Source organism: Myxococcus sp. AB025B (assembly GCF_006518215.1).
GTDB lineage: Bacteria > Myxococcota > Myxococcia > Myxococcales > Myxococcaceae > Myxococcus > Myxococcus fulvus.
Window position 1 is genome coordinate 1 of record NZ_SRLW01000056.1, and the last position, 17,551, is coordinate 17,551.

The 17,551-nt window shown below is 71.7% G+C and carries 13 protein-coding genes; 4 read left to right on the plus strand and 9 right to left on the minus strand.

The features are described 5' to 3' along the window. Window positions 1–244 precede the first annotated feature (244 nt). From FL311_RS11945 to FL311_RS11975, 7 genes are all read right to left on the minus strand, one after another. The gene (locus FL311_RS11945; RefSeq protein WP_153882679.1) at window positions 245–418 is read right to left on the minus strand and encodes a hypothetical protein; all 174 of its coding nucleotides are present in this window, start codon (window positions 416–418) and stop codon (window positions 245–247) included. Window positions 419–524: 106 nt separating this feature from the next. Continuing rightward, entirely contained in the window at window positions 525–3,536 is a 3,012-nt protein-coding gene (locus tag FL311_RS11950) for a CHAT domain-containing protein (RefSeq protein ID WP_141325162.1), read from the minus strand. Then, the gene (locus FL311_RS11955) at window positions 3,533–4,129 is read right to left on the minus strand and encodes an RNA polymerase sigma factor (RefSeq protein WP_141325163.1); all 597 of its coding nucleotides are present in this window, start codon (window positions 4,127–4,129) and stop codon (window positions 3,533–3,535) included. The genes FL311_RS11950 and FL311_RS11955 overlap by 4 nt, the downstream gene beginning before the upstream one ends. A gap of 224 nt (window positions 4,130–4,353) precedes the next feature. Then, complete coding sequence (locus FL311_RS11960; protein WP_141325164.1) at window positions 4,354–4,545, minus strand: hypothetical protein; 192 nt, start codon at window positions 4,543–4,545, stop codon at window positions 4,354–4,356. 145 nt (window positions 4,546–4,690) lie between these two features. Continuing rightward, window positions 4,691–7,684 carry a CHAT domain-containing protein gene (locus tag FL311_RS11965; protein ID WP_141325165.1) on the minus strand — a complete coding sequence of 998 codons (2,994 nt, stop codon included), beginning with the start codon at window positions 7,682–7,684 and terminating at the stop codon, window positions 4,691–4,693. After that, window positions 7,681–8,268 carry an RNA polymerase sigma factor gene (locus FL311_RS11970; RefSeq protein ID WP_141325166.1) on the minus strand — a complete coding sequence of 196 codons (588 nt, stop codon included), beginning with the start codon at window positions 8,266–8,268 and terminating at the stop codon, window positions 7,681–7,683. Before FL311_RS11970 ends, FL311_RS11965 begins: the two co-directional genes overlap by 4 nt. A 146-nt stretch (window positions 8,269–8,414) precedes the next feature. Continuing rightward, complete coding sequence (locus FL311_RS11975) at window positions 8,415–10,022, minus strand: sensor histidine kinase (protein WP_141325167.1); 1,608 nt, start codon at window positions 10,020–10,022, stop codon at window positions 8,415–8,417. A gap of 80 nt (window positions 10,023–10,102) precedes the next feature. On the opposite strand from FL311_RS11975, the gene FL311_RS11980 reads away from it, so the two are divergent. The 3 genes from FL311_RS11980 (at window position 10,103) to FL311_RS11990 (ending at window position 12,229) form a co-directional block, all read left to right on the plus strand. Beyond that, on the plus strand, window positions 10,103–10,972 hold the full coding sequence (locus FL311_RS11980) for a DMT family transporter (RefSeq protein WP_141325168.1): 870 nt from the start codon (window positions 10,103–10,105) through the stop codon (window positions 10,970–10,972). A gap of 103 nt (window positions 10,973–11,075) precedes the next feature. Beyond that, a complete protein-coding gene (locus tag FL311_RS11985) occupies window positions 11,076–11,624 on the plus strand; it encodes a hypothetical protein (protein WP_141325169.1) in 549 nt (182 codons plus the stop codon). After that, window positions 11,621–12,229 carry a tRNA-uridine aminocarboxypropyltransferase gene (locus FL311_RS11990; RefSeq protein ID WP_141325170.1) on the plus strand — a complete coding sequence of 203 codons (609 nt, stop codon included), beginning with the start codon at window positions 11,621–11,623 and terminating at the stop codon, window positions 12,227–12,229. The genes FL311_RS11985 and FL311_RS11990 overlap by 4 nt, the downstream gene beginning before the upstream one ends. Before the next feature lie 168 nt (window positions 12,230–12,397). Here FL311_RS11990 and FL311_RS11995 read toward each other — a convergent pair whose 3' ends face one another. Further along, window positions 12,398–13,840: a protein-disulfide reductase DsbD gene (locus FL311_RS11995; RefSeq protein WP_141325171.1), complete on the minus strand. Its 1,443-nt coding sequence runs from the start codon at window positions 13,838–13,840 to the stop codon at window positions 12,398–12,400. Window positions 13,841–13,905: 65 nt separating this feature from the next. Next, window positions 13,906–15,732 (minus strand): SPFH domain-containing protein, encoded by a 1,827-nt coding sequence (locus FL311_RS12000; RefSeq protein ID WP_141325172.1) that lies wholly within the window; start codon window positions 15,730–15,732, stop codon window positions 13,906–13,908. A 371-nt stretch (window positions 15,733–16,103) separates the two neighbouring features. Here FL311_RS12000 and FL311_RS12005 point away from each other — a divergent pair, with 371 nt between their 5' ends. Continuing rightward, a complete protein-coding gene (locus FL311_RS12005; RefSeq protein ID WP_228556830.1) occupies window positions 16,104–17,465 on the plus strand; it encodes an IscS subfamily cysteine desulfurase in 1,362 nt (453 codons plus the stop codon). Window positions 17,466–17,551: the final 86 nt, after the last annotated feature.

Genomic DNA, 17,551 nt, shown 5'->3' on the forward strand with positions numbered 1-17,551 from the left:
CACATCCCGTGAGACTCCCCTTGGCCCCTCGCGTCACATCGGAACATCACTCCCCCCTGTCGCGATGCAGTCGATGCAGCTCCACTCCCCACCGCCGCCGTTTTCCATCTGAAATACGCGGCGAGCCCTTTTTCTTGAGTGTTTCGCGGTGAAATAAAACGGGCGCTCCTCCTCACGAGAAACGCCCGCAAAACATGCAACTCACCGGAAAATCGGGAGAGTCATGTCACCCCTGAGACGTGTTTCACCGCTCCGGATTGACAGCGGGGCTGGCGGGAGGCTGCGGGACGGAGGGCCTGGCGGAGAGGGCCTCGGGGGCCTCCTCCGTGGGGGCGCGCAGGCCCCGGTCCCGCTCCGGCGGTGGATCTGGAATCTCGTGGGCGATGAGGCCCGGCATCCTCGAGTTCGAATTCCTCATGTGAGGCTCCCCCTGGGTTCGACGGTTCAAGGTCGACGCGCCGCGACGTGTGGCGGAGCGTCAACACCAGAACGTGGCGGGTCGGAATCCTTGAGGAGCGGACACTTCACTCGAACAGCAGGACGAGGGCGGGCCAGGTCGCGGAGGGCTCGCGCGACAGCCACGCCAGGCGCTCGTCGCGCAGGGCCTGGGAGGCCGGGGCTCCGGCGCGGATGCGCTCGCGCACGGACTCGAAGAAGCGCCCCGCGGTGTCGGGGATGTCACCGGTGGAGGCGAGCACGGTGCGCGCGCCCGCCTCGATGAAGGCCACCGGCAGGCTCACCGACTCGTGGAGGAAGGGCGCGGCGCGGGCGGCGCCACACGCGGCGAGCAGCACCAGGGGCGCGCCGTGCAGCGGCTGCTCGCGCACCTGCGTCGCAGAGAGCGCGTAGCGGCCATCCTCCTCGGGCGCCAGCACCAGCAGCGAGGCGTCCGACAGCTCCGGGCTGAAGAGGCCATGGGTGTGGAGCTCTATCTCCCGCGCCTGGGCCATCTCGCGCAGCACGCGCGAGGGGGTGGCCGCCGCGCCTCGCAGCTCCACCCGCAGCGGGTCCGGGACGCGCGGCGCCTCCAGGGGCAGGAGCTTCTCGAGGCCCAGCGAGCGGGGCGCCTCCACGCCCGTCACCACCAGGTGATGGCCCGCCTGTCCGCGCGTCTCCGGGGCGACGCCCGAGCGACCCACGCGGTAGCTCCACGCCAGGTCCGCCGGCAGGAGGCCCGGCAGGCCATGCACGGGCGGAAGGGCCAGCACATCCACGTGTGCGCAGCCGCGCAGGGCCACCACCAGCCTCGCCGGGACGAGCCCGTCGGCGGAAGCATGCAGGGGCGCGGTGCGGTGGTCGTCGTACGTGCCCACGAGCGCCCCCTGGGAGTCCTTCACGGCGGCCACCGTGCGCTCGTGGTCCACCGCCACGGCGAGCACGCAGCGCTCCGGCACGGGCACGCGCAGGGCCTGGCCCATCAGCTCCAGCACCTGCTCCTGCGCGCCGGCGCGGCCCGCGTCGCTCACCAGCACGCCATAGGCGAAGGTGCGGGCCTTGCGCGCGTCCACGTCGAGCGGGAGCGCCTGGGCCGCGTCGATGGCGCCGAGCAGCAGCTCACGCCCGGACGCGCGCTCGCGCTCCAGCATGAACTGGCCCTCCAGGAAGGACAGCAGCGCCAGCTCCCCCGGCGTGCGCGGGCCGCGTCGCAGCTCGCCCAGCGTGCGCCGCATCAGGTCCTCGTCGCGCACCTGCGCGCCATGGCGGGCCAGATGGGACAACACCCAGGCGCCGGGCATGCCCAGGGGACGTCCGCAGCGCGTGGCCTGCTCCAGCTCGTCGCGCGCCTCGTCCGGACGGAAGTCCGCCCACGCCACGGAGGCCAGGTTGCGGTGCACGTACGTGCGCTGCTCGCAGTCATCGGGGATGCGCGACAGCGACTCGCGCAGGAACGCGCGCGCGCTGGCGGCGCTGTGGCGGTAGCGGGCGATCTGCGCCATCTCCTGGAGGAACTGCTGCTCCAGGTTCCACTCGCCCAACTCACGCGTCAGACGCAGTCCCTCGCGAGCCTCCTCCAGCGCGTCGGCCGGGCGGTGCAGGCGCACGAAGAGGTCCGCGAGCCTGCGCCGCAGCGTCGCGCACCGGTACGCCAGCCCCCGCCCCGTGCAGGACGCCAGGGCCGCGCGCAGCCGCTGCTCCGCCTTCCACCACTGCCCCTCGCGCTCCTCGCGCACGGACAGCTCGCGCTCGGCCAGCAGCACCAGCCACGCGTCCTGACTGGCCCGCGCGATGCGCTCGAAGTCGTCCAGGTGTCGCTCCGCCGCGTCCAGCGTGACGAGCGCGCCCAGGTACAGGTCGTCCTCTCCGGAGCGTCGCAGCGTCTCCAGGAACGCGTCCGGGGCGGCGTGCTCCTGGCGAAGCAGCCGGGCGTAGTCGCGCGCCAGCGGCCCTCGGCGCTCGAAGTCCGCGAGCGAGACGCGGTTCACGGTGTCGGCCAGCGTGGAGCCCCCCTGGACCTCGTCCAGCACCCGCGCGAGCGGCAGCAGTCGCAGCACCGCCTCGCGCGTGGGCGCGGCCCTCACCGCGTCATAGAAGACCAGGCGCACCACGCCCGGGAAGCGGCGTGCCTCCTCGAGCGGAAGGCGGGAGCCGTCCAACGACGCGAGGTTCTGCGCCGCCGCGCGGGCATCGTGGAAGTCGCGCGAGCGCAGGTTCGTCTCGCTGCGCAGCGCCGTGGCGCGAAGGCGCGCCTCCTCGCTCCAGCCCGGCTCTCCCAGCCTCACCACCGCGTCGAAGGCCTCGGCTGCCTGGAGCGACAGCCCCAGCTCGCGCAGCACCAGCGCCCGGTTCCACAGGGCCTGGGGATGGTCCGGCGCCGCGCGCAGCACGGCCTCCAGCAGCTCCAGCGCCTCCTCGCGCCGCCCCTGCTCCAGCGCGATGAGGGCCAGGTCGCTGTCGCGGTCGACGGAAGGCCGCGTGCGTCGCAGGAAGTCCGACGCCTGACGCCAGTCCTGCCGCACCAGGTACGCGGCGGCGATGCCGTGCAGGTCCCCCTGCTCCTCCAGCTCGGCGAGCTCGCTCAGCGGCAGGGGCGTCGTCGACTCCGGCGCCTCGGGCCCGGCGCGCATCGGCACGTAGCGCCGATACCCATCCGCCCGCGCATACGCCACGCGCCCCTCCAGCCCTCGCTGCTCGACATGGGCGCCCCACACCTCCGGCGGCGCCTCGCGCGACATCGGCACGGCCAGCACCAGCGCCAGCAGCACCGCGGCCAGCGCCACGCCTCCCACGGCCCAGACATTCACGGCGCGCGGCCACGTGGGGCTCAGCGAGCGCAGCCGCTGTCGCCACGACGGCCGGGGCCAGGGCGGCGTGGGCCACGCGGGCAACACCACCTCCGGCATGGCGGTCAGCGCGTCATCGGCCGGCAGCCCCTCCTCGTGGAGCGCCTGGAAGCCGAGCAGCTCCAGCTGCATCGCCTCGTGCAGGCCCGTGGCGCACATGGGGCAGCGCGCCAGGTGGTGGCGGAAGTTCTCTTCGTCGACCGGGGGCAGCTCACCATCCAGGAACAGGTACAGCTTGTGACACGGGGGGCTCATGCGTCCCCTCCGCCATCCGTCAGCGGCAGCAGCAGCTCGCGCAGCTCCTTGCGCGCCTGGAACAGCCAGCTGCCCACGGTGCCCTCGGGCACGCCCATGCGCTGGGCGATGGCCCGGTAGCGCAGGCCCTTGGCGTGCAGCTCGAAGGCCTCACGCACGCGGGCGTTGGGCAGCCGGGCGATGGCCTTGAGCAGGTCCGCGTCGGAGATCCGCTCCCACATCTCCCCCGTCGCCGCGTCGGGAGCGCCCACGTCCTCGCGCACGAGCCGGATGTCCCGGCGCTCCTGCTCCAGCAGCTCCGTGCGGCGCTTGCGGCACTGGTCCAGGAAATGATTGGTCAACGCCCGGCACAGCCACGCGCGATACACGGGCTCCGGCTGCGCGGACAACGCCGCGTGGTGCACGAGCGCGCGCACCAGCGCCTCCTGCGCCAGGTCCTCCGGGTCGATGCCCCCCTGACCGCACAGACGCTTCGCCAGGGCCACGAGCATGGGCCTGACGCGCTGAGCAAACTCCTCGAAGCCTTCGTGTGCCACGCGGGCACTGTAGGCCACGGCGAATCGCTTCACCGAGGCAATGCGATGGTCCTTCATCGACCCCTCGCCCTCCTTCCACGCCCACTCGAAACGCAGCCACCCGGAATCCTTGGGTCGTCGTCTGGAAACCGACGCAGTCACGCAGGGTTCCGGTGGCTCCAGGACATCGCTCCAGGCCCTGGGGCCGGGTGGCCCCGGGACGTGGTGGGACTGACACCGAGCACCTCGGACGCCCGCTCGGATGCCCTACGAGCAACACGCGCCATCGGCCGCGCACGCGCTCAGCCCGGGGGCCCACCCGGAGGCGGGTCCCTCACGTCCGGTTTGGAGGAAGGCGGCGGCACTGCCACCTCCCCGGCGCCACCCGGCTCCACGTCGGAGGACGGTCCCGGAGTGGGGGGGTGGACCTCCGGGAGCATCACCGTCGCGGTGAGCTGCTCCGAAGACTGCGCCTCGTTCATCCTGCCCGTCATGGCACGCGGCTCCTGGGACCTCGCCCCTCCCCCGCCGGATGCGGGAGCGCGCGGTCCTCATGGAACAAAACGCCCCAGGTCCTTCTTGTTGCGTTGAACCTCCCACGTCCCAGCAGGCAGGGAGCGCTCGTGCGGCGAGGAGGGCTCACTCGAACAGCAGCACGCGCGACAGCCAGCGGGCGTCGTCGGGGCGCTCGAGCAACCACGAGGCGCGCAAGTCCCTCAACGCCACCGAGGGGCGCTCTCCCGCGCGGATGCGCTCGCGCACCCGCTCGAAGAAGGCGCCCGCGGAGTCGGGAATCTCCACGGACGCCGCCAGCACCGCGCTCGCGCCCGCCTCGATGAAGGCCATGGGAAGGCTGAAGGACTCGTGGGGAAAGGGCGCCGTCCTCGCGGCCCCACAGGTGGCCAGCAACACCAGCGGCGCGTGGCTCAACCGCGCCTGGCGGACCTTGTCGACCGTCAGCACGTAGCTGCCGTCGGCCTCCGGCGCGAGCACCACCATGGACGCATCCGACTGGAACGCGCTGAACAGCCCATGCGTGTGGAGCTCCACCTCCGACGCCTGGGCCATCTCGGAGAGCACGCGCGTGGGTGTCGCCTCCGCGCCGCGCAGCTCCACGCGCCACGGGTCCGGCACGCGAGGCGGCGTCAACGGGGCCAGCCTCGACAGCCGCAGGGAAGGCGGGCTCGCCACCTCGGTGACGACCAGATGGGTCGAGGGCCCGGTGCGAGCAGGCACTCCCCGCGCACCCCGCCCCACGCGGTAGCTCCACGCGAGCGAGTCCGGCAACAACCCCGCGAGCCCATGGACCGGCGGACGGGTGAGCACGTCGACGTGCTCGCAGCCCGACAGCTCCTTCACCAGCTCGGCGGGCACCAGGCCCGTGGCCTCGTCGCGCAGCGGCACCTGGCGCCCCGTGGAGTACGTTCCCTTCAGCTCTCCCAAGGGGCCACGCACGAGGACGAGGGTCCGCTCGTGTTGCACGGACACCGCGAGCAGGCAGCGCTGCGCCACGGGCTCCACACGCAGCTCGTGTGCCATCAGCGTCAGGGCTTCATCCCACGCCCCCGTGCGCCCCGCCTCGGAGAGCAGCGCGGAGTAGCCGAAGGCGCGGGCCTTGCGCGCATCGACGCTGTCGGGCTCGAGGTCCGCCATCGACAGTGCCCGATGCACCAGCTCACGGCCGGAGCCGCCCGGTTGCGCGAGCAGGAACTGCCCCTCGATGACGAGCAGCAGCGACTCCAGCCCCGGCGAGACAGGCCCCCGTCGCAAGTCAGCCAGGGCCCGACGCAGCAGCGCGCCGTCCCGCGGCCGAGGCACCGAGCGCGCCATCTCCGACAACACCCAGGCGCCCGTCAGCCCCAGCGGCCGCTCACACTCCATCGCGCGCTCCAGCGCCGCGCGCGCGGCCTCCGGTCGGAAGCGCTGCCACTCCAGCAACGCCACGGTCCGATGCACATGCGTGCGCTGGGCGCAGTCCTCCGGCATGCGGCCCAGGGACTCCTCCAGATACGCGCGCGCGGTGGTGAACGCGTGCTGGTAGCGCGCCACGTCCGCCAGCTCCTGGAGGAACTCCTGCTCGAAGCGCCACTCCCGGGCCTCCAGCGCGCGCGCCCACCCCTTCCACGCGTGCTGGAAGGCCTCCGCGGGGCGGTGCTGGTCCAGGTAGAGGTCGGCGAGCCTCCGCTGCAGGCCCAGGCAGCGGTACACCAGCCCCTGCTTCTGGCAGGTATCCAGCGCCTCCAACAAGCGCTGCTCGGCCTTCCACCACTGCCCCTCGCGCTGCCAGAGCTTCGCCTGCTCCTGGTCCGCGAGGACGCGCATCCACGGGTCCCCGGAGGCACGCGCCAGACGAATCACCGCCTGCGAGTCGACGGGCTGCCGCTGTGAGTCCGCGAGGACCAGCGCACCCAGGTACAAGTCCTCCTCGCCCGAGCGCCGGAGCGTCTCCAGCACCTCACCCGCCGGAGCGAGCGAGCCCATCACGAGCCGCCCATACAACCGCGCGAGCGGCCCCCGGTGCGTGAAGTCCCGCTCCGCCACCCGTGCGAGCCACGTGCGAAGGACGCTCCCGCCGTAGCGCTCGTCGAGCACGCGCGCCAGCGGCTCCAAGCGCAGCACCGCCTCACGCGAGGGCGCCGCCCTCACCGCATCGTAGAAGCCGAGCCGGAGGATGCCGGGATGCTCACGCGCCGCGGCGAGCGGCAGGGGCGCGGACGAATCCGTCACCAGCTCCCGCACCGACTCGTAGGCGTCCTTCCAGGCCCGGGCGCGCAGCGACGTGGACTCGCGAAGCACGCGCTCGCGCTGCGCCGCCTCCTCGCTCCACCCAGGCTCCCCCAACCGGGCGACCTCACCGAACGCGTCGGCCGCCAGGAGCGGCAGCCCCAGCTCGCTCAACGCCAGGGCCCGGTTCCACAGGGCCTGGGGGTGTCGAGGCCACTGGCGCAGGACCCCCGAGAGCAGCTCCAGCGCTTCCTCCAGCCGCGCCGGGCGCGTGTCGAGCGAGCCCTCCTGTCGCGCCTGCTCCAGGGCCAGCAGGGCCAGGTCGCAATCCCGGTCCGCCGAGGCGGACATGCGCTTCAAGAAGGCCTGTGCCTGTCGGGGCGCGCCATGGAGCAGATACGCCGTGGCGACGCCGTGGAGATCTCCGCGCGCCTCCATCCGCCACAAGTCCTGCAGCGGCAGCGAGGGCACCGGCGATTGCGCCGCGTCAGCCCCCCGGTCCGGCACATACGGCCGATGGTGGGCATCCACCGCCCGATACGTCACCCGCCCCTCCAGCACGCGCGGGCCTTCCGCGGACAGCCAGGCGCGCTGCTCCCTCCCCCACGGGAGGGAGAAGGGCAGGAGCATCCACACCGCGACGCCCGCCACCAACACCTCGAGCCCGCGCAGTCCCCGGAGCCATGTCCGCCGAGCCCGCCGCTCCGCGGTCGCCGATGGCGCGGGCGCGTCCGACGAGCACACCTCCTGCGCCTGCGCGAGGTGCGCGAGCAATTCGAGCTGCATCGACTCCCGGAAGCGCGCCTCGCACGCGCCGCAGCCCCCCAGATGCTGTCGGAACCTCCCCTGCTCCCGAGCCTGCATCTGTCCATCGAGGAAGCGCTGCAAGTCCTTGCAATCAACCGTCATTGCCTCCGCTCCCGCCGACGCCGCTCAGCCGTCTCCCTCAGGACCTCGCGCAGCTCCAGCCGCGCGTGGTGCAGCCGCGCCCCCACCGTGCCCGGCGCCACGCCCGTCTCCCGGGCGATTCGCGAGTAGGACCACCCTTGGAGATACAGCTCGAACGTCCGACGCAGCGTGGGGCTCAGGAAGCTCAGCGCCCACCGCAAGTCCTCCACGCCGACGTAGCCCCAGAGCTCGTCCTGCTCCAGCCCGTCGTGCTCCTCCGCGTCCACCGACAGCTCGAGCAGCCCCCGCAGCCGGTCCGACTCACTGCGGCGACGCCGACACCGGTCCAGGAAACAGTTCTCCGCCACCCGCCCCAGCCACGAGCGCTGCTTGAAGGAGTCCCATCGCTGTAGGTGCTCCCACCGGAGGAGCGCACGAAGCAATACATCGTGCACCAAGTCCTCCACTTCGTGTTCAATCCCGACACAGTACTTGCGAAGAATGGCAAACAACAGCGGCTGATACTGACGGGCGAAGGCCTCGAAGTCCGAGCCTGGCTCCCCTGACGGAGGCTCCACCACCCTCAATCGCGGCCTCGAGCGCATTGCCCCTCCTCCTTGACCAGAGAACGCGTCAGGTCTGCTTTATTGCCGACACCCCCTTATTCTTACAAACACGCCACCCCTGGGATGAGGAGGGAACGTCCAAGGTGGGGTGTTGTGATGACAACACGACACGGCCCCGCGGGGTGTCATGACGCAGCGGCGGAGAGCGGTGCGGGCTGCTTCAGCGGCAACGTGAGGGTGAAACATGCGCCCCCCAGCGACTCGGAGCGGCTGGCCCGCACGGTGCCTCCGTGGCGCTCCAGGATGCCTCGGGCGATGGCCAATCCCAGCCCTGTCCCCGGACGAGGACCCTCGCGCCGCCGCCCCGTGACGAAGGGCTGGAACAGCCGGGGCAACAGCTCCGGTGGGATGCCCGGACCGCTGTCCTCCACGAGGACCTGGAGCATCGTGTCGGTTTGAGACAGGCGGACCCGCAGGCGGGGCCGCGCGACCTCCCCCAGCGCGAGCAAGGCATTCTCCAGGACAATGACAAACACCTGGGAGAGCTGGGATTGGTCCGCCTCGACGGCCAGGGGCTCGCCTTCCTCCAGGTCAAAGGAGACATCCGGCGCCAGGGCGCCCAATCCCTGTCGCGCGGTGGAGTACGCCAGCGCCACGGTGGCATGGACATCCACCCGACGCAGCTCCAGCGGGCGGGGCCGGCCATAGCGCAGCAGCTCGTCGACGAAGTGACCCGCGCGGGAAATCTGCTCGCGCATGCCGGCCAGGGTGTCCGCGTCCGCGCCCTGGCGCTCCAGCAGCTTCAGCTGCGCGGCGAGCACGCCCAGCGGGTTTCGCACCTCGTGGGCCACGGCCGAGGAGAACTGCCCCAGCTCCGCCAGGCGCGCGGCCTGGTCCGCGCGGGTCTCCTGCTCCGCCAGCGCCGCCACCAGCTCCGTGCCCGTGGCGCGCCCTCGCAGCAGCCGGCGTCCCAGCCACTCCTGGAGCCCCTGGCGCAGGGGCTCGAAGGCGAGCGCCGCCAGGGCGAGCAGGAAGAAGGCGCCCGCGCGGTACTCCGCGAGGAAGGGCTGGCCGCTGCCCGCCATCAGCGTCAGCACGCCGAAGAGGAAGCCCGCGGACAGCACCGCCGCCATCGCCGAGTAGACGAGGCTGCGCTCCAGGAGCCTGCGCTCGGACGGCGGCTGGTGCGCGTTGATGACGTGCACGAGCACCAAGAGCGAGGCCAGCACCAGGTACATGCCGAAGGGCAGCGCGTAGCCGGCGGACAGCAGCAGCGCCGTGGCCAGCCCGCCCGAGTACGCGAGCGCGCCGACGATGCCCAGGCTGCGCAGGAGCGGCCGACGCTCGGGCGTCTGCTTGCGGTACGAGCGCGCCAGGAGCACCAGGGGCACGCCCGCCGCGGAGACCGACAGCGCCATGGTGGGCCAGAACAGCGGCCCGCGCCTCATCGCCAGGGGGCCGTAAAGCGCGTCCGGGAAGAGCGCCCCCACCAGCGTGACGACGGTGGCCACGGCGTACGCGAGCACCACCAGCCGGGGGGAGCGCTGGCGCGAGACGTCCTGCGCGGTGTGGAAGAAGGCGGCGGCGGTGAAGGCGCCACTGGCGGCGAAGCGCTCACCGAGCCACGCGGCCTGGGGCACGCACAGCAGCAGCAGCGAGCCGCTCCAGAACGCGGTGGCGAGGCAGTACAGCGTCAGCCCCGCGGCGTCGCGGCCTCGCAGCGCGGCCGTGAAACACAAGAGGAGCGACACCGACAGGACCGGCACCAGGCTGTAGGCGAACAGGGGCCCCATGGACGGAGTGTGGCAGATGTTCCTAGTGTGCGCCCCGTCGGCGCCTCGAGGCGCACCGACGTCACCAGGAGTCACGAGCAGTGCGGCATTTCGCGATGGTCGCGGCGGGGGCCACCCTCTGGGGGTGCTGGTCCCTCTTCCTCCGGCCCGCGGGCCTGTCCTGGGCGCAGAACGCGTTCCTCGCGCTGGTCGCCATGTCGCTGCCAGTGCCCCTGCTGCTGCGCGGCGCCCCGTTCCATGACCGGCGCGCCACCGTGGCCCTGCTCGTCGTGGCCCTGGCGGACGCGGCCAACATCAGCCTGTTCTTCGCCGCCATGAAGCGCGGCCCCGTGTCGGTGGCCGTGCTCACGCACTATCTCGCGCCCCTGCTGCTCGCACTCGCCGCGCCCTGGATGCTGGGGGAGAAGCGCTCCGTGCGGGCCCTGGTGGCGGCGCCGGTGACGCTGGCGGGGCTGGTGATGCTCATCGGCCGGCCCGACGCAGAGGGAGGAACGGGGATGACGGCGGCGCTCGGCGCGGGCAGCGCCCTGTTCTTCGCGGCCATCGTCCTGGGGACGAAGGCGGCGACGCGGGCCTACTCGCCGCTGGCGGTGGCCTCGCTGCACGCGCCGGTGTCCGCCGGGGTGCTGCTGCTCATCGCCGGGACGGACGCGCTGCCGACGGCGCTGGACTCCGCCACCCTCCAGGTGCTCGCCGGGGGCGCGGTGTGCGGCCTCGCGGGGACGTGCCTCTTCAATGCGGGGCTGAGCCGGGTGCCCACGGCGGCGGCCGGGGCGTTGACGTACCTGGAGCCGCTCACGGCCTCCCTGGTGGGCTGGGCCGTCTTCTCCGAGGCGCTCACACCCGTGGGCGTGGCGGGGGGACTCCTGGTGCTGGCCGCGGGGGTCTGGGTCGCCTCCGAGCGTCGGGCGCCCGCGTCAAGCATGGCCCTCCCGTCCGCCACGTCTTGAAATCTCCACCCAACTCCCCACTTGCAAGGTCGGGGAATCCTTTGGTCCTCTTGGGCCAACGCAGCTCCTCCCCGCAGCGCCGTGCTTGCGACGCCGTATGCCCATGGAAACCGCAGCAGACAGTCGTGAGTACCGCGTCCTCTTCTTCTGCCCCGCGTCGAGCGCGAGGCTGGAGCGGCTGGAGGCGCCCGTGCGACGGCTGCTGTCGCGCATCCAGGCCCCGCCCGCGGAGCTGACGCCCATCCAGGAGTCCGGGGCGCTGTCGGAGGCCGGGTGGCAGGTGTACCTGGTGCGCTCGCTCACGGAGCGCTCGGCGGCGCAGGCCATGGCCGCGTACGTCAGCGAGGCCACGTGCGCGCTGGCGGCCGAGGTCGACGCCGAGGTGCTGGGGCTCTACGTGGACGTCTCCGGAGACTCGGCGCGCATCTGTCGCTGCGGACCCGAGGATGGACCGGAGACCTTCGCGGGCCGTCGGCAGGCCGCGCTCAACCGCACGGCCGAGTGGCTGGAGGTCGCGCCCATCCTGCTCTCCGCCATCTTCCAGCTCGACGTGCCGGACGCGGACTACGAGCCGGACGCGGATGACCGCTTCGTGGAGGAGAAGCTTCGTGAGGCGCGCGTCCTGATGGAGCGCTACCGTCAGGGGAAATGAGGTCTCGAACTCCGGAGGACCTCGCGGGCCGCTGTCCGCGCTGCTTCCTGCCTTCCCCGCTGTGCCTGTGCGCCGAGCTCCCGAGCATCCCCACGCGCACGGAGCTGCTCGTCATCCGGCACCACAAGGAGACGCTGAAGTCGACGAACACCGCGCGCATGGCGGCGCTCGCGCTGCCGCGCTGTCACATCGTCTCGTATGGCTCGCCGGGTCAGCGCTTCGATGCGTCGGTGCTGGAGGACGACGGCTCCACGTGGTTGCTCTTCCCGGACGCGCAGCAGACGGCCGCGCCGGAGGCCGAGAAGCCCCGGCGGCTCATCGTCCTGGATGGCAGCTGGGGACAGGCGCGCCGCATGGTGCAGCGGCTGCCGGGGTTGCGCAGGCTGCCCGGACTGAAGCTGCCTCCACCGCCGGTGGATTCACGCCGGCTGCGCAGGCCTCCGCATCCGGACGGCATGTCGACGATTGAGGCCATCGCCGGCGCGCTCACGTACCTGGAGGGCGAGGACACTTCCCGCCCGCTCTACGACCTGCACGAGAAGATGATCGACCGCGTGCTCGCGAGCCGCGGCCGAGGCCCCGCGCCTTCGTGTGACGAGGACTGAGTGTCGCGCCAGGGCGCTCCGAGCCAGGAGCACACTCAAGGCGAGCCTCGCTGCGAGCAGGCTGATTGCGACACCTCGCGCCCGCGGACAGACCTGCACCGTCGCGAGACACTTCCACCGAGGCGTCGAGCACTGCACGTCAGCCAACCGCCTCGCGACGCACCCGGCTCAGCAGGAGGCGCCCTCGATGCAGCGCGCCTTGCGCATCTGCTCGGCGAACGGCACGGGCTCCAGGAAGCCGGTGACGCGCGGGCGCTTGAGCTCCGTGCCCGTCTGCGACACGAAGGCCACCGTGGGCAGGCCCTCCACGCCGAAGCGCTCCATCAGCGCGTCGAGCGCGTCGTCGCTGTTCGTCGCGTCGATCTTGATGGTGAGGAACTGCCCCTCGGACGACTGCGAGATGACCTGCGGCGCCGGGTACGTCTCACGGTCCAGCTCCTTGCAGGCCGCGCACCAGTCCGCGAAGAAGTCGATGAGCACCGGCCGCCCCTCCGCCTTCGCCTGGGCCAGCACCTGGTCGAACGCCTCGCGGGAGAAGGTCGCCTTCTTCGCGGGCATCACGTGGTCCCATGCCCACGTCGGCGCACGCGGACGCTCGGCCATGCCCAGGCGCACCCACAGCTCACCCACCGGGCCCGCGTCCAGCGCGCCGCCTCGCACCATCAGCGCCGCCACCACCAGCGCCACACCGAACGCCTTGAACGAGAAGTCGCGCGCGCCTTCCTTGAACGAGCGATGCACCGCGCCCAGGAGCACGCCCACCACCGCGAGCCCCCCCGCCAGCGCCGCGCCCGGCAGACGCCCCAGCTCCGCGCCCGCCGACTTCACCACGTCACGCGCCCACGGCGACGCGTCCTTCAGGTAGCTGAACGCCAGCGCGACAAGCATGATGCCCAGCACACTCTTCACCCACTCCATCCACACGCCGCTCTTGGGCAGCCGCACCGTGGACACCCCGAGGATGAAGAACGGCACACCGATGCCCAAGGCGTAGATGAACAGCAGCGACGCGCCCAGCGTCACGTTCGCCGTCTTCGCCACGAAGGCGAGCAGCCCCGTGAGCACCGGCCCCGTGCACGGCGCCGCCAGGAAGCCCGACACGCTGCCCATCAGGAACGCGCCCGCCACGCCCGCGCCGCCCACCGAGTTCAGCCGCGTCTGCAGCCCCGACGGCAGCGCCAGCTCGAACGCGCCGAACATCGACGAGGCGAGCAACAGCAGGAACACCGCCAGCCCCGTCACCACCGCGGGGTGCCCCAACATCGAGCCGAACGCCTGGCCCGTCTTCGCCGCCAGGATGCCCAGCCCGCTGAACACCACGCCCATGCCCACGATGTAGGACGTGGTGAGCAGCATCGCCTTGCCCCGGCTCTCCGCCTTGCGGGCCCCGAAGACGGAGACCGTGATGGGGATGAGCGGGTAGACGCAGGGCGTCAGCGCGGTGAGCAACCCGCCGCCGAAGACGATGGCCGCGCCGAGGAAGAGGCTGCCCGACTCCAGGAAACGCGCCGCGTCCAGCTCCGTGCTGGGGCCGGTGGGCAACAGCCACGGCACCACCACCACCGCCACGCCGGCCAGTACGGCCATCCACCCGAGCTTCTTGGCATCCATGCGCGCTCTCTTCCGTCGTCCCCAGCAAAAGGCCCGCTTTGTATACGCAGGCCCCGGCCCGGGGGCTACTGCGCCGTGGGGGCAAGCGAGGAGGCGGGCACCTTCAGGCCCGCGGACCGCGCCAGCCCCATGACGCCCTCCACCGCGGCGGCGATGTAGCCAAAGGGGTTCGCCCCATCCACCGCCGTGACGTGGACCTCGCCCATCTTCTGCTGGAACGCGGCCGCCACCTGGGGGAGCTGCTGCGCCAGCGTCATCTGGATGACCTCCGGGCTGATGGTGTTCTCGATGTCCCGCAAGGCCCGGGCCCGCGACAGCTCCAGCTCTTGCCGCGCGTTCTCCCGCCGCACCTCCAGCTCCGCGATGGCCACCTCCGCCTCCGCGATGCCGCGCCGCGACTGCACCACCTGCAGCTGCGCCTTGAGCTTCTCGACCTCCTGGAGCTGCTCGGCCAGCTGCCCCTCGTGCCGGGCCGCCGCCTGCTCCTGCTCCCGGCGCAGCCGCTCCAGCTCCATCTGCGCCAGCGCGTTCTGCTGCTCCTGCTCACGGCGCAGCCGCTCCAGCTCGATGGCCGCCTTGGCGCTCTCGGTCTCCTGCTCGCGCTGCAGCCGCACCAGCTCGAAGCGCGCCTGGGCGGCCTCGGCCTCCTGCAACAGCTTCTGCTTCTCCAGCTCCAGCTTCGCGCGGCCCACGTCCGCGTCCTGCTCGCGCTTGAGCTTCTCCAGGGCGATGCGCGCGCGGGCCCCCTCCAGCTCCTGCTCGCGCGACAGCTTCTCCATCTCCACCTGCGCGCGGCTCGTCGCCAGCTGCCGCTCGGAGACGATCTTCGCCTCGGCCAGCCGCGCCTCGGCGGTGAGCGCCTCCAGCTTGGCCTGCTCGTCGGCCACCTGCTTCTTCTGACGCACGTCCTGCTCGGCGGCGAGCTTGGTGAGCGCCACCTCGCGCTCCACCGTGGCCTGCTCCTGCTTGAGCGTGCGCTCCTGGGCGAGCTTCGCCTCGGCCACGCGCGCCTCGACGGCCAGCGTCTCCAGCCGCGACTGCTCGTCCGCGGTCTGCCGGCGCTGGCGCACCTCGTCCTCGGCCTCGAGCTTCTGGAGGCTCAGCTGCCGCTCGGCCTCCGTCTCCTCGCGGTGGACGAAGCGCTCCTTGGCCAGCTCTGCCTCGCGGGCCTGGCGCTCCTGCTCGCGGCGGAAGCGCGCCTGCATGTTCTCGAAGACGGTGGACGACAGGACGCGCACGTCCTGGATCTCAATCGTGTCCAGCAGCACGCCCCAGCCCGCGTCCGTCGAGTCCTCCAGGCGCCCCTGCCCCGACAGCACCGGTGCGATTTCGCGCATCAGCTCCGCGGCGATGCCCTCCTTGCGCCGGGACAGGCACTCCTCCACGGAGAGGTTGGCCACCAGCCTGCGCGCGGCGCCCACGAACATCTCTCGCAAGAGCTCCGCCAGCTTCTCCTGCGCCCGCTCCGGGAAGGAGAAGTTCAGCATGCGGAAGGCCACCAGCGGATCCGCGATGCGGTACACCGCCAGGCCCGTCACCTGCACGCCCACCTTCTCGCTCGTCACCTGGTCCGCGGTGAACTGCAGCCGCTGGATGCTGGTGGGGACGATGGCCACCGAGTCACCCGGCAGCTTGAAGCAGCTGGCCCCCTGGCCGCTGATGTCGCGCACGCGGCCGCGGCGCATGTGGACCAGGAACTCGCTCGGCCGGGCGGTGATGAGGCCCCAGCGCTTCATCTTCTCCGGGTCCTCCGCGGGCTTCCCCGCGCGCCAGCCGTCCGAGTAACGGTTCTTATCCATCCCCCCACCGCCACCCTCCATCCGGACGAGCTGTGCACGGCCCTGCTCCGTGGACTCCGACGACTCCTTCACCCGCTTCGCGTTCGCGCTCATGCCTGCCTCCTGGCGACGCGCCCCGGTTGCAGCCCCCCGGCCAGCCCCACGCCCCTCGGGAAATCAGCCGCTTGCGCGCGAAGAGGCCCTCGACTCGCCCCATTCCGGACCACCCCGCGCCAGGACGGCCCACCCGGGTTGATCCACCCCGGCGCAGCCGTTCCGACGCCGACAGCCCCTCCTTCCGGCCAGTCCCAGCGGGTCTCCCGTACGCCTTATGTTCGCTTGACCCGAGGGCACCCGATTTTATAATTGACCAGTCCGGTCCACATTCATGTGTGACGGTGTATGCCCGCCGCAGCGCGCCCCCTGGGTGGCGCCGGGGTGCGGGGGCAGTCGCAAGCCCCTTCAGGAAGGTGTGGGACGCAATGGTGAAGCTGCCGATCTACATGGACAACCACGCCACCACGCCGCTGGACCCGCGCGTGCTGGACGTGATGCTCCCCTATCTGCGCGAGGACTTCGGCAACGCGTCCAGCCGCAACCACGTGTTCGGCTGGAAGGCCGAGGCGGCGGTGAAGAAGGCCCGGCAGCAGGTGGCGGAGCTCATCGGCGCGACGGAGCAGGAGATCGTCTTCACCTCCGGCGCCACCGAGTCCGACAACCTGGCCATCAAGGGGGTCATCGAGTACTACAAGTCGAAGGGTGACCACATCATCACCCTGAAGACCGAGCACAAGGCCATCCTGGACACCTGCAAGCGCCTGGAGCGCGTGCGCCAGGAGCGCCTGGACGAGCTGAAGCTCTTGCGCCTGTCGCAGCTCGCCGAGCGCGACGTGTCGCCCGAGGAAGTACCGGAGCTCTCCGCGAAGCATGATCTGGAGAACGACGCGACGTACAAGAAGTGGGCGGAGCTGCCCACCGGCGGCGCGCGCGTGACGTACCTGGACGTGGAGCAGGACGGCCGGGTGAACCTGGAGAAGCTCGAGGAGGCGATGACGCCTCGCACGGTGCTGGTCTCCATCATGTTCGCCAACAACGAGATTGGCGTGGTGCAGCCCATCGCGGAGATTGGCGCGCTGTGCCGCAAGAAGGGCATCCTCTTCCACTGCGACGCGGTGCAGGGCATCGGCAAGGTGCCCTTCGATGTCGAGGCCATGAAGGTGGACCTGGCCTCCATCACCTCGCACAAGATGTACGGCCCCAAGGGCATCGGCGCGCTGTACGTGCGCCGCAAGCCGCGCGTGCGCATCGCCCCCATCATCGACGGCGGCGGCCATGAGCGCGGCATGCGCTCGGGCACGCTCAACGTGTCGGCCATCGTCGGCTTCGGCCACGCGGCGCAGCTGGCGCGCGAGGAGCTGGCCGAGGAGTCCGCGCGGATCCTCCGGCTGCGCGAGAAGCTGCGCAAGGGCCTCACGGACGCGCTGGACATGACCATCATCAACGGCTCGCTGGAGCACCGCCTGCCGGGCAACCTCAACATCTCCTTCGCCCACGCCGAGGGCGAGTCCCTGATGATGGGCATCAAGGACGTGGCGGTGTCGTCCGGCTCCGCGTGCACGTCCGCCTCGCTGGAGCCCTCGTACGTGCTGCGCGCGCTGGGCGTGGACGAGGAGCTGGCGCACAGCTCCATCCGCTTCGGCCTGGGGCGCTTCACCACGGAGGAGGAGGTCGACTACGTCGTCCAGCTCGTCGTGGACAAGGTGCGCAAGCTGCGCGACATGAGCCCGCTGTACGAGATGGCCAAGGAAGGCATCGACCTCAAGAGCATCGAGTGGACGGCGCATTAGCGCGCCTTCCCGAGCAATCAGCGGGGCGCATGGCTCCCCGGACGGTGGGCATTGCTCGCCGGAACCTTTGGTGCGAAGCATCGGTT

Excerpts from the sequence above, each read along its gene's own strand:
- FL311_RS11945 (WP_153882679.1), bottom strand. The coding sequence starts at position 418 with ATGAGGAATTCGAACTCGAGGATGCCGGGCCTCATCGCCCACGAGATT.
- FL311_RS11950 (WP_141325162.1), bottom strand. The coding sequence starts at position 3,536 with ATGAGCCCCCCGTGTCACAAGCTGTACCTGTTCCTGGATGGTGAGCTG.
- FL311_RS11955 (WP_141325163.1), bottom strand. The coding sequence starts at position 4,129 with ATGAAGGACCATCGCATTGCCTCGGTGAAGCGATTCGCCGTGGCCTAC.
- FL311_RS11960 (WP_141325164.1), bottom strand. The coding sequence starts at position 4,545 with ATGACGGGCAGGATGAACGAGGCGCAGTCTTCGGAGCAGCTCACCGCG.
- FL311_RS11965 (WP_141325165.1), bottom strand. The coding sequence starts at position 7,684 with ATGACGGTTGATTGCAAGGACTTGCAGCGCTTCCTCGATGGACAGATG.
- FL311_RS11970 (WP_141325166.1), bottom strand. The coding sequence starts at position 8,268 with ATGCGCTCGAGGCCGCGATTGAGGGTGGTGGAGCCTCCGTCAGGGGAG.
- FL311_RS11975 (WP_141325167.1), bottom strand. The coding sequence starts at position 10,022 with ATGGGGCCCCTGTTCGCCTACAGCCTGGTGCCGGTCCTGTCGGTGTCG.
- FL311_RS11985 (WP_141325169.1), top strand. The coding sequence starts at position 11,076 with ATGGAAACCGCAGCAGACAGTCGTGAGTACCGCGTCCTCTTCTTCTGC.
- FL311_RS11990 (WP_141325170.1), top strand. The coding sequence starts at position 11,621 with ATGAGGTCTCGAACTCCGGAGGACCTCGCGGGCCGCTGTCCGCGCTGC.
- FL311_RS11995 (WP_141325171.1), bottom strand. The coding sequence starts at position 13,840 with ATGGATGCCAAGAAGCTCGGGTGGATGGCCGTACTGGCCGGCGTGGCG.
- FL311_RS12000 (WP_141325172.1), bottom strand. The coding sequence starts at position 15,732 with ATGAGCGCGAACGCGAAGCGGGTGAAGGAGTCGTCGGAGTCCACGGAG.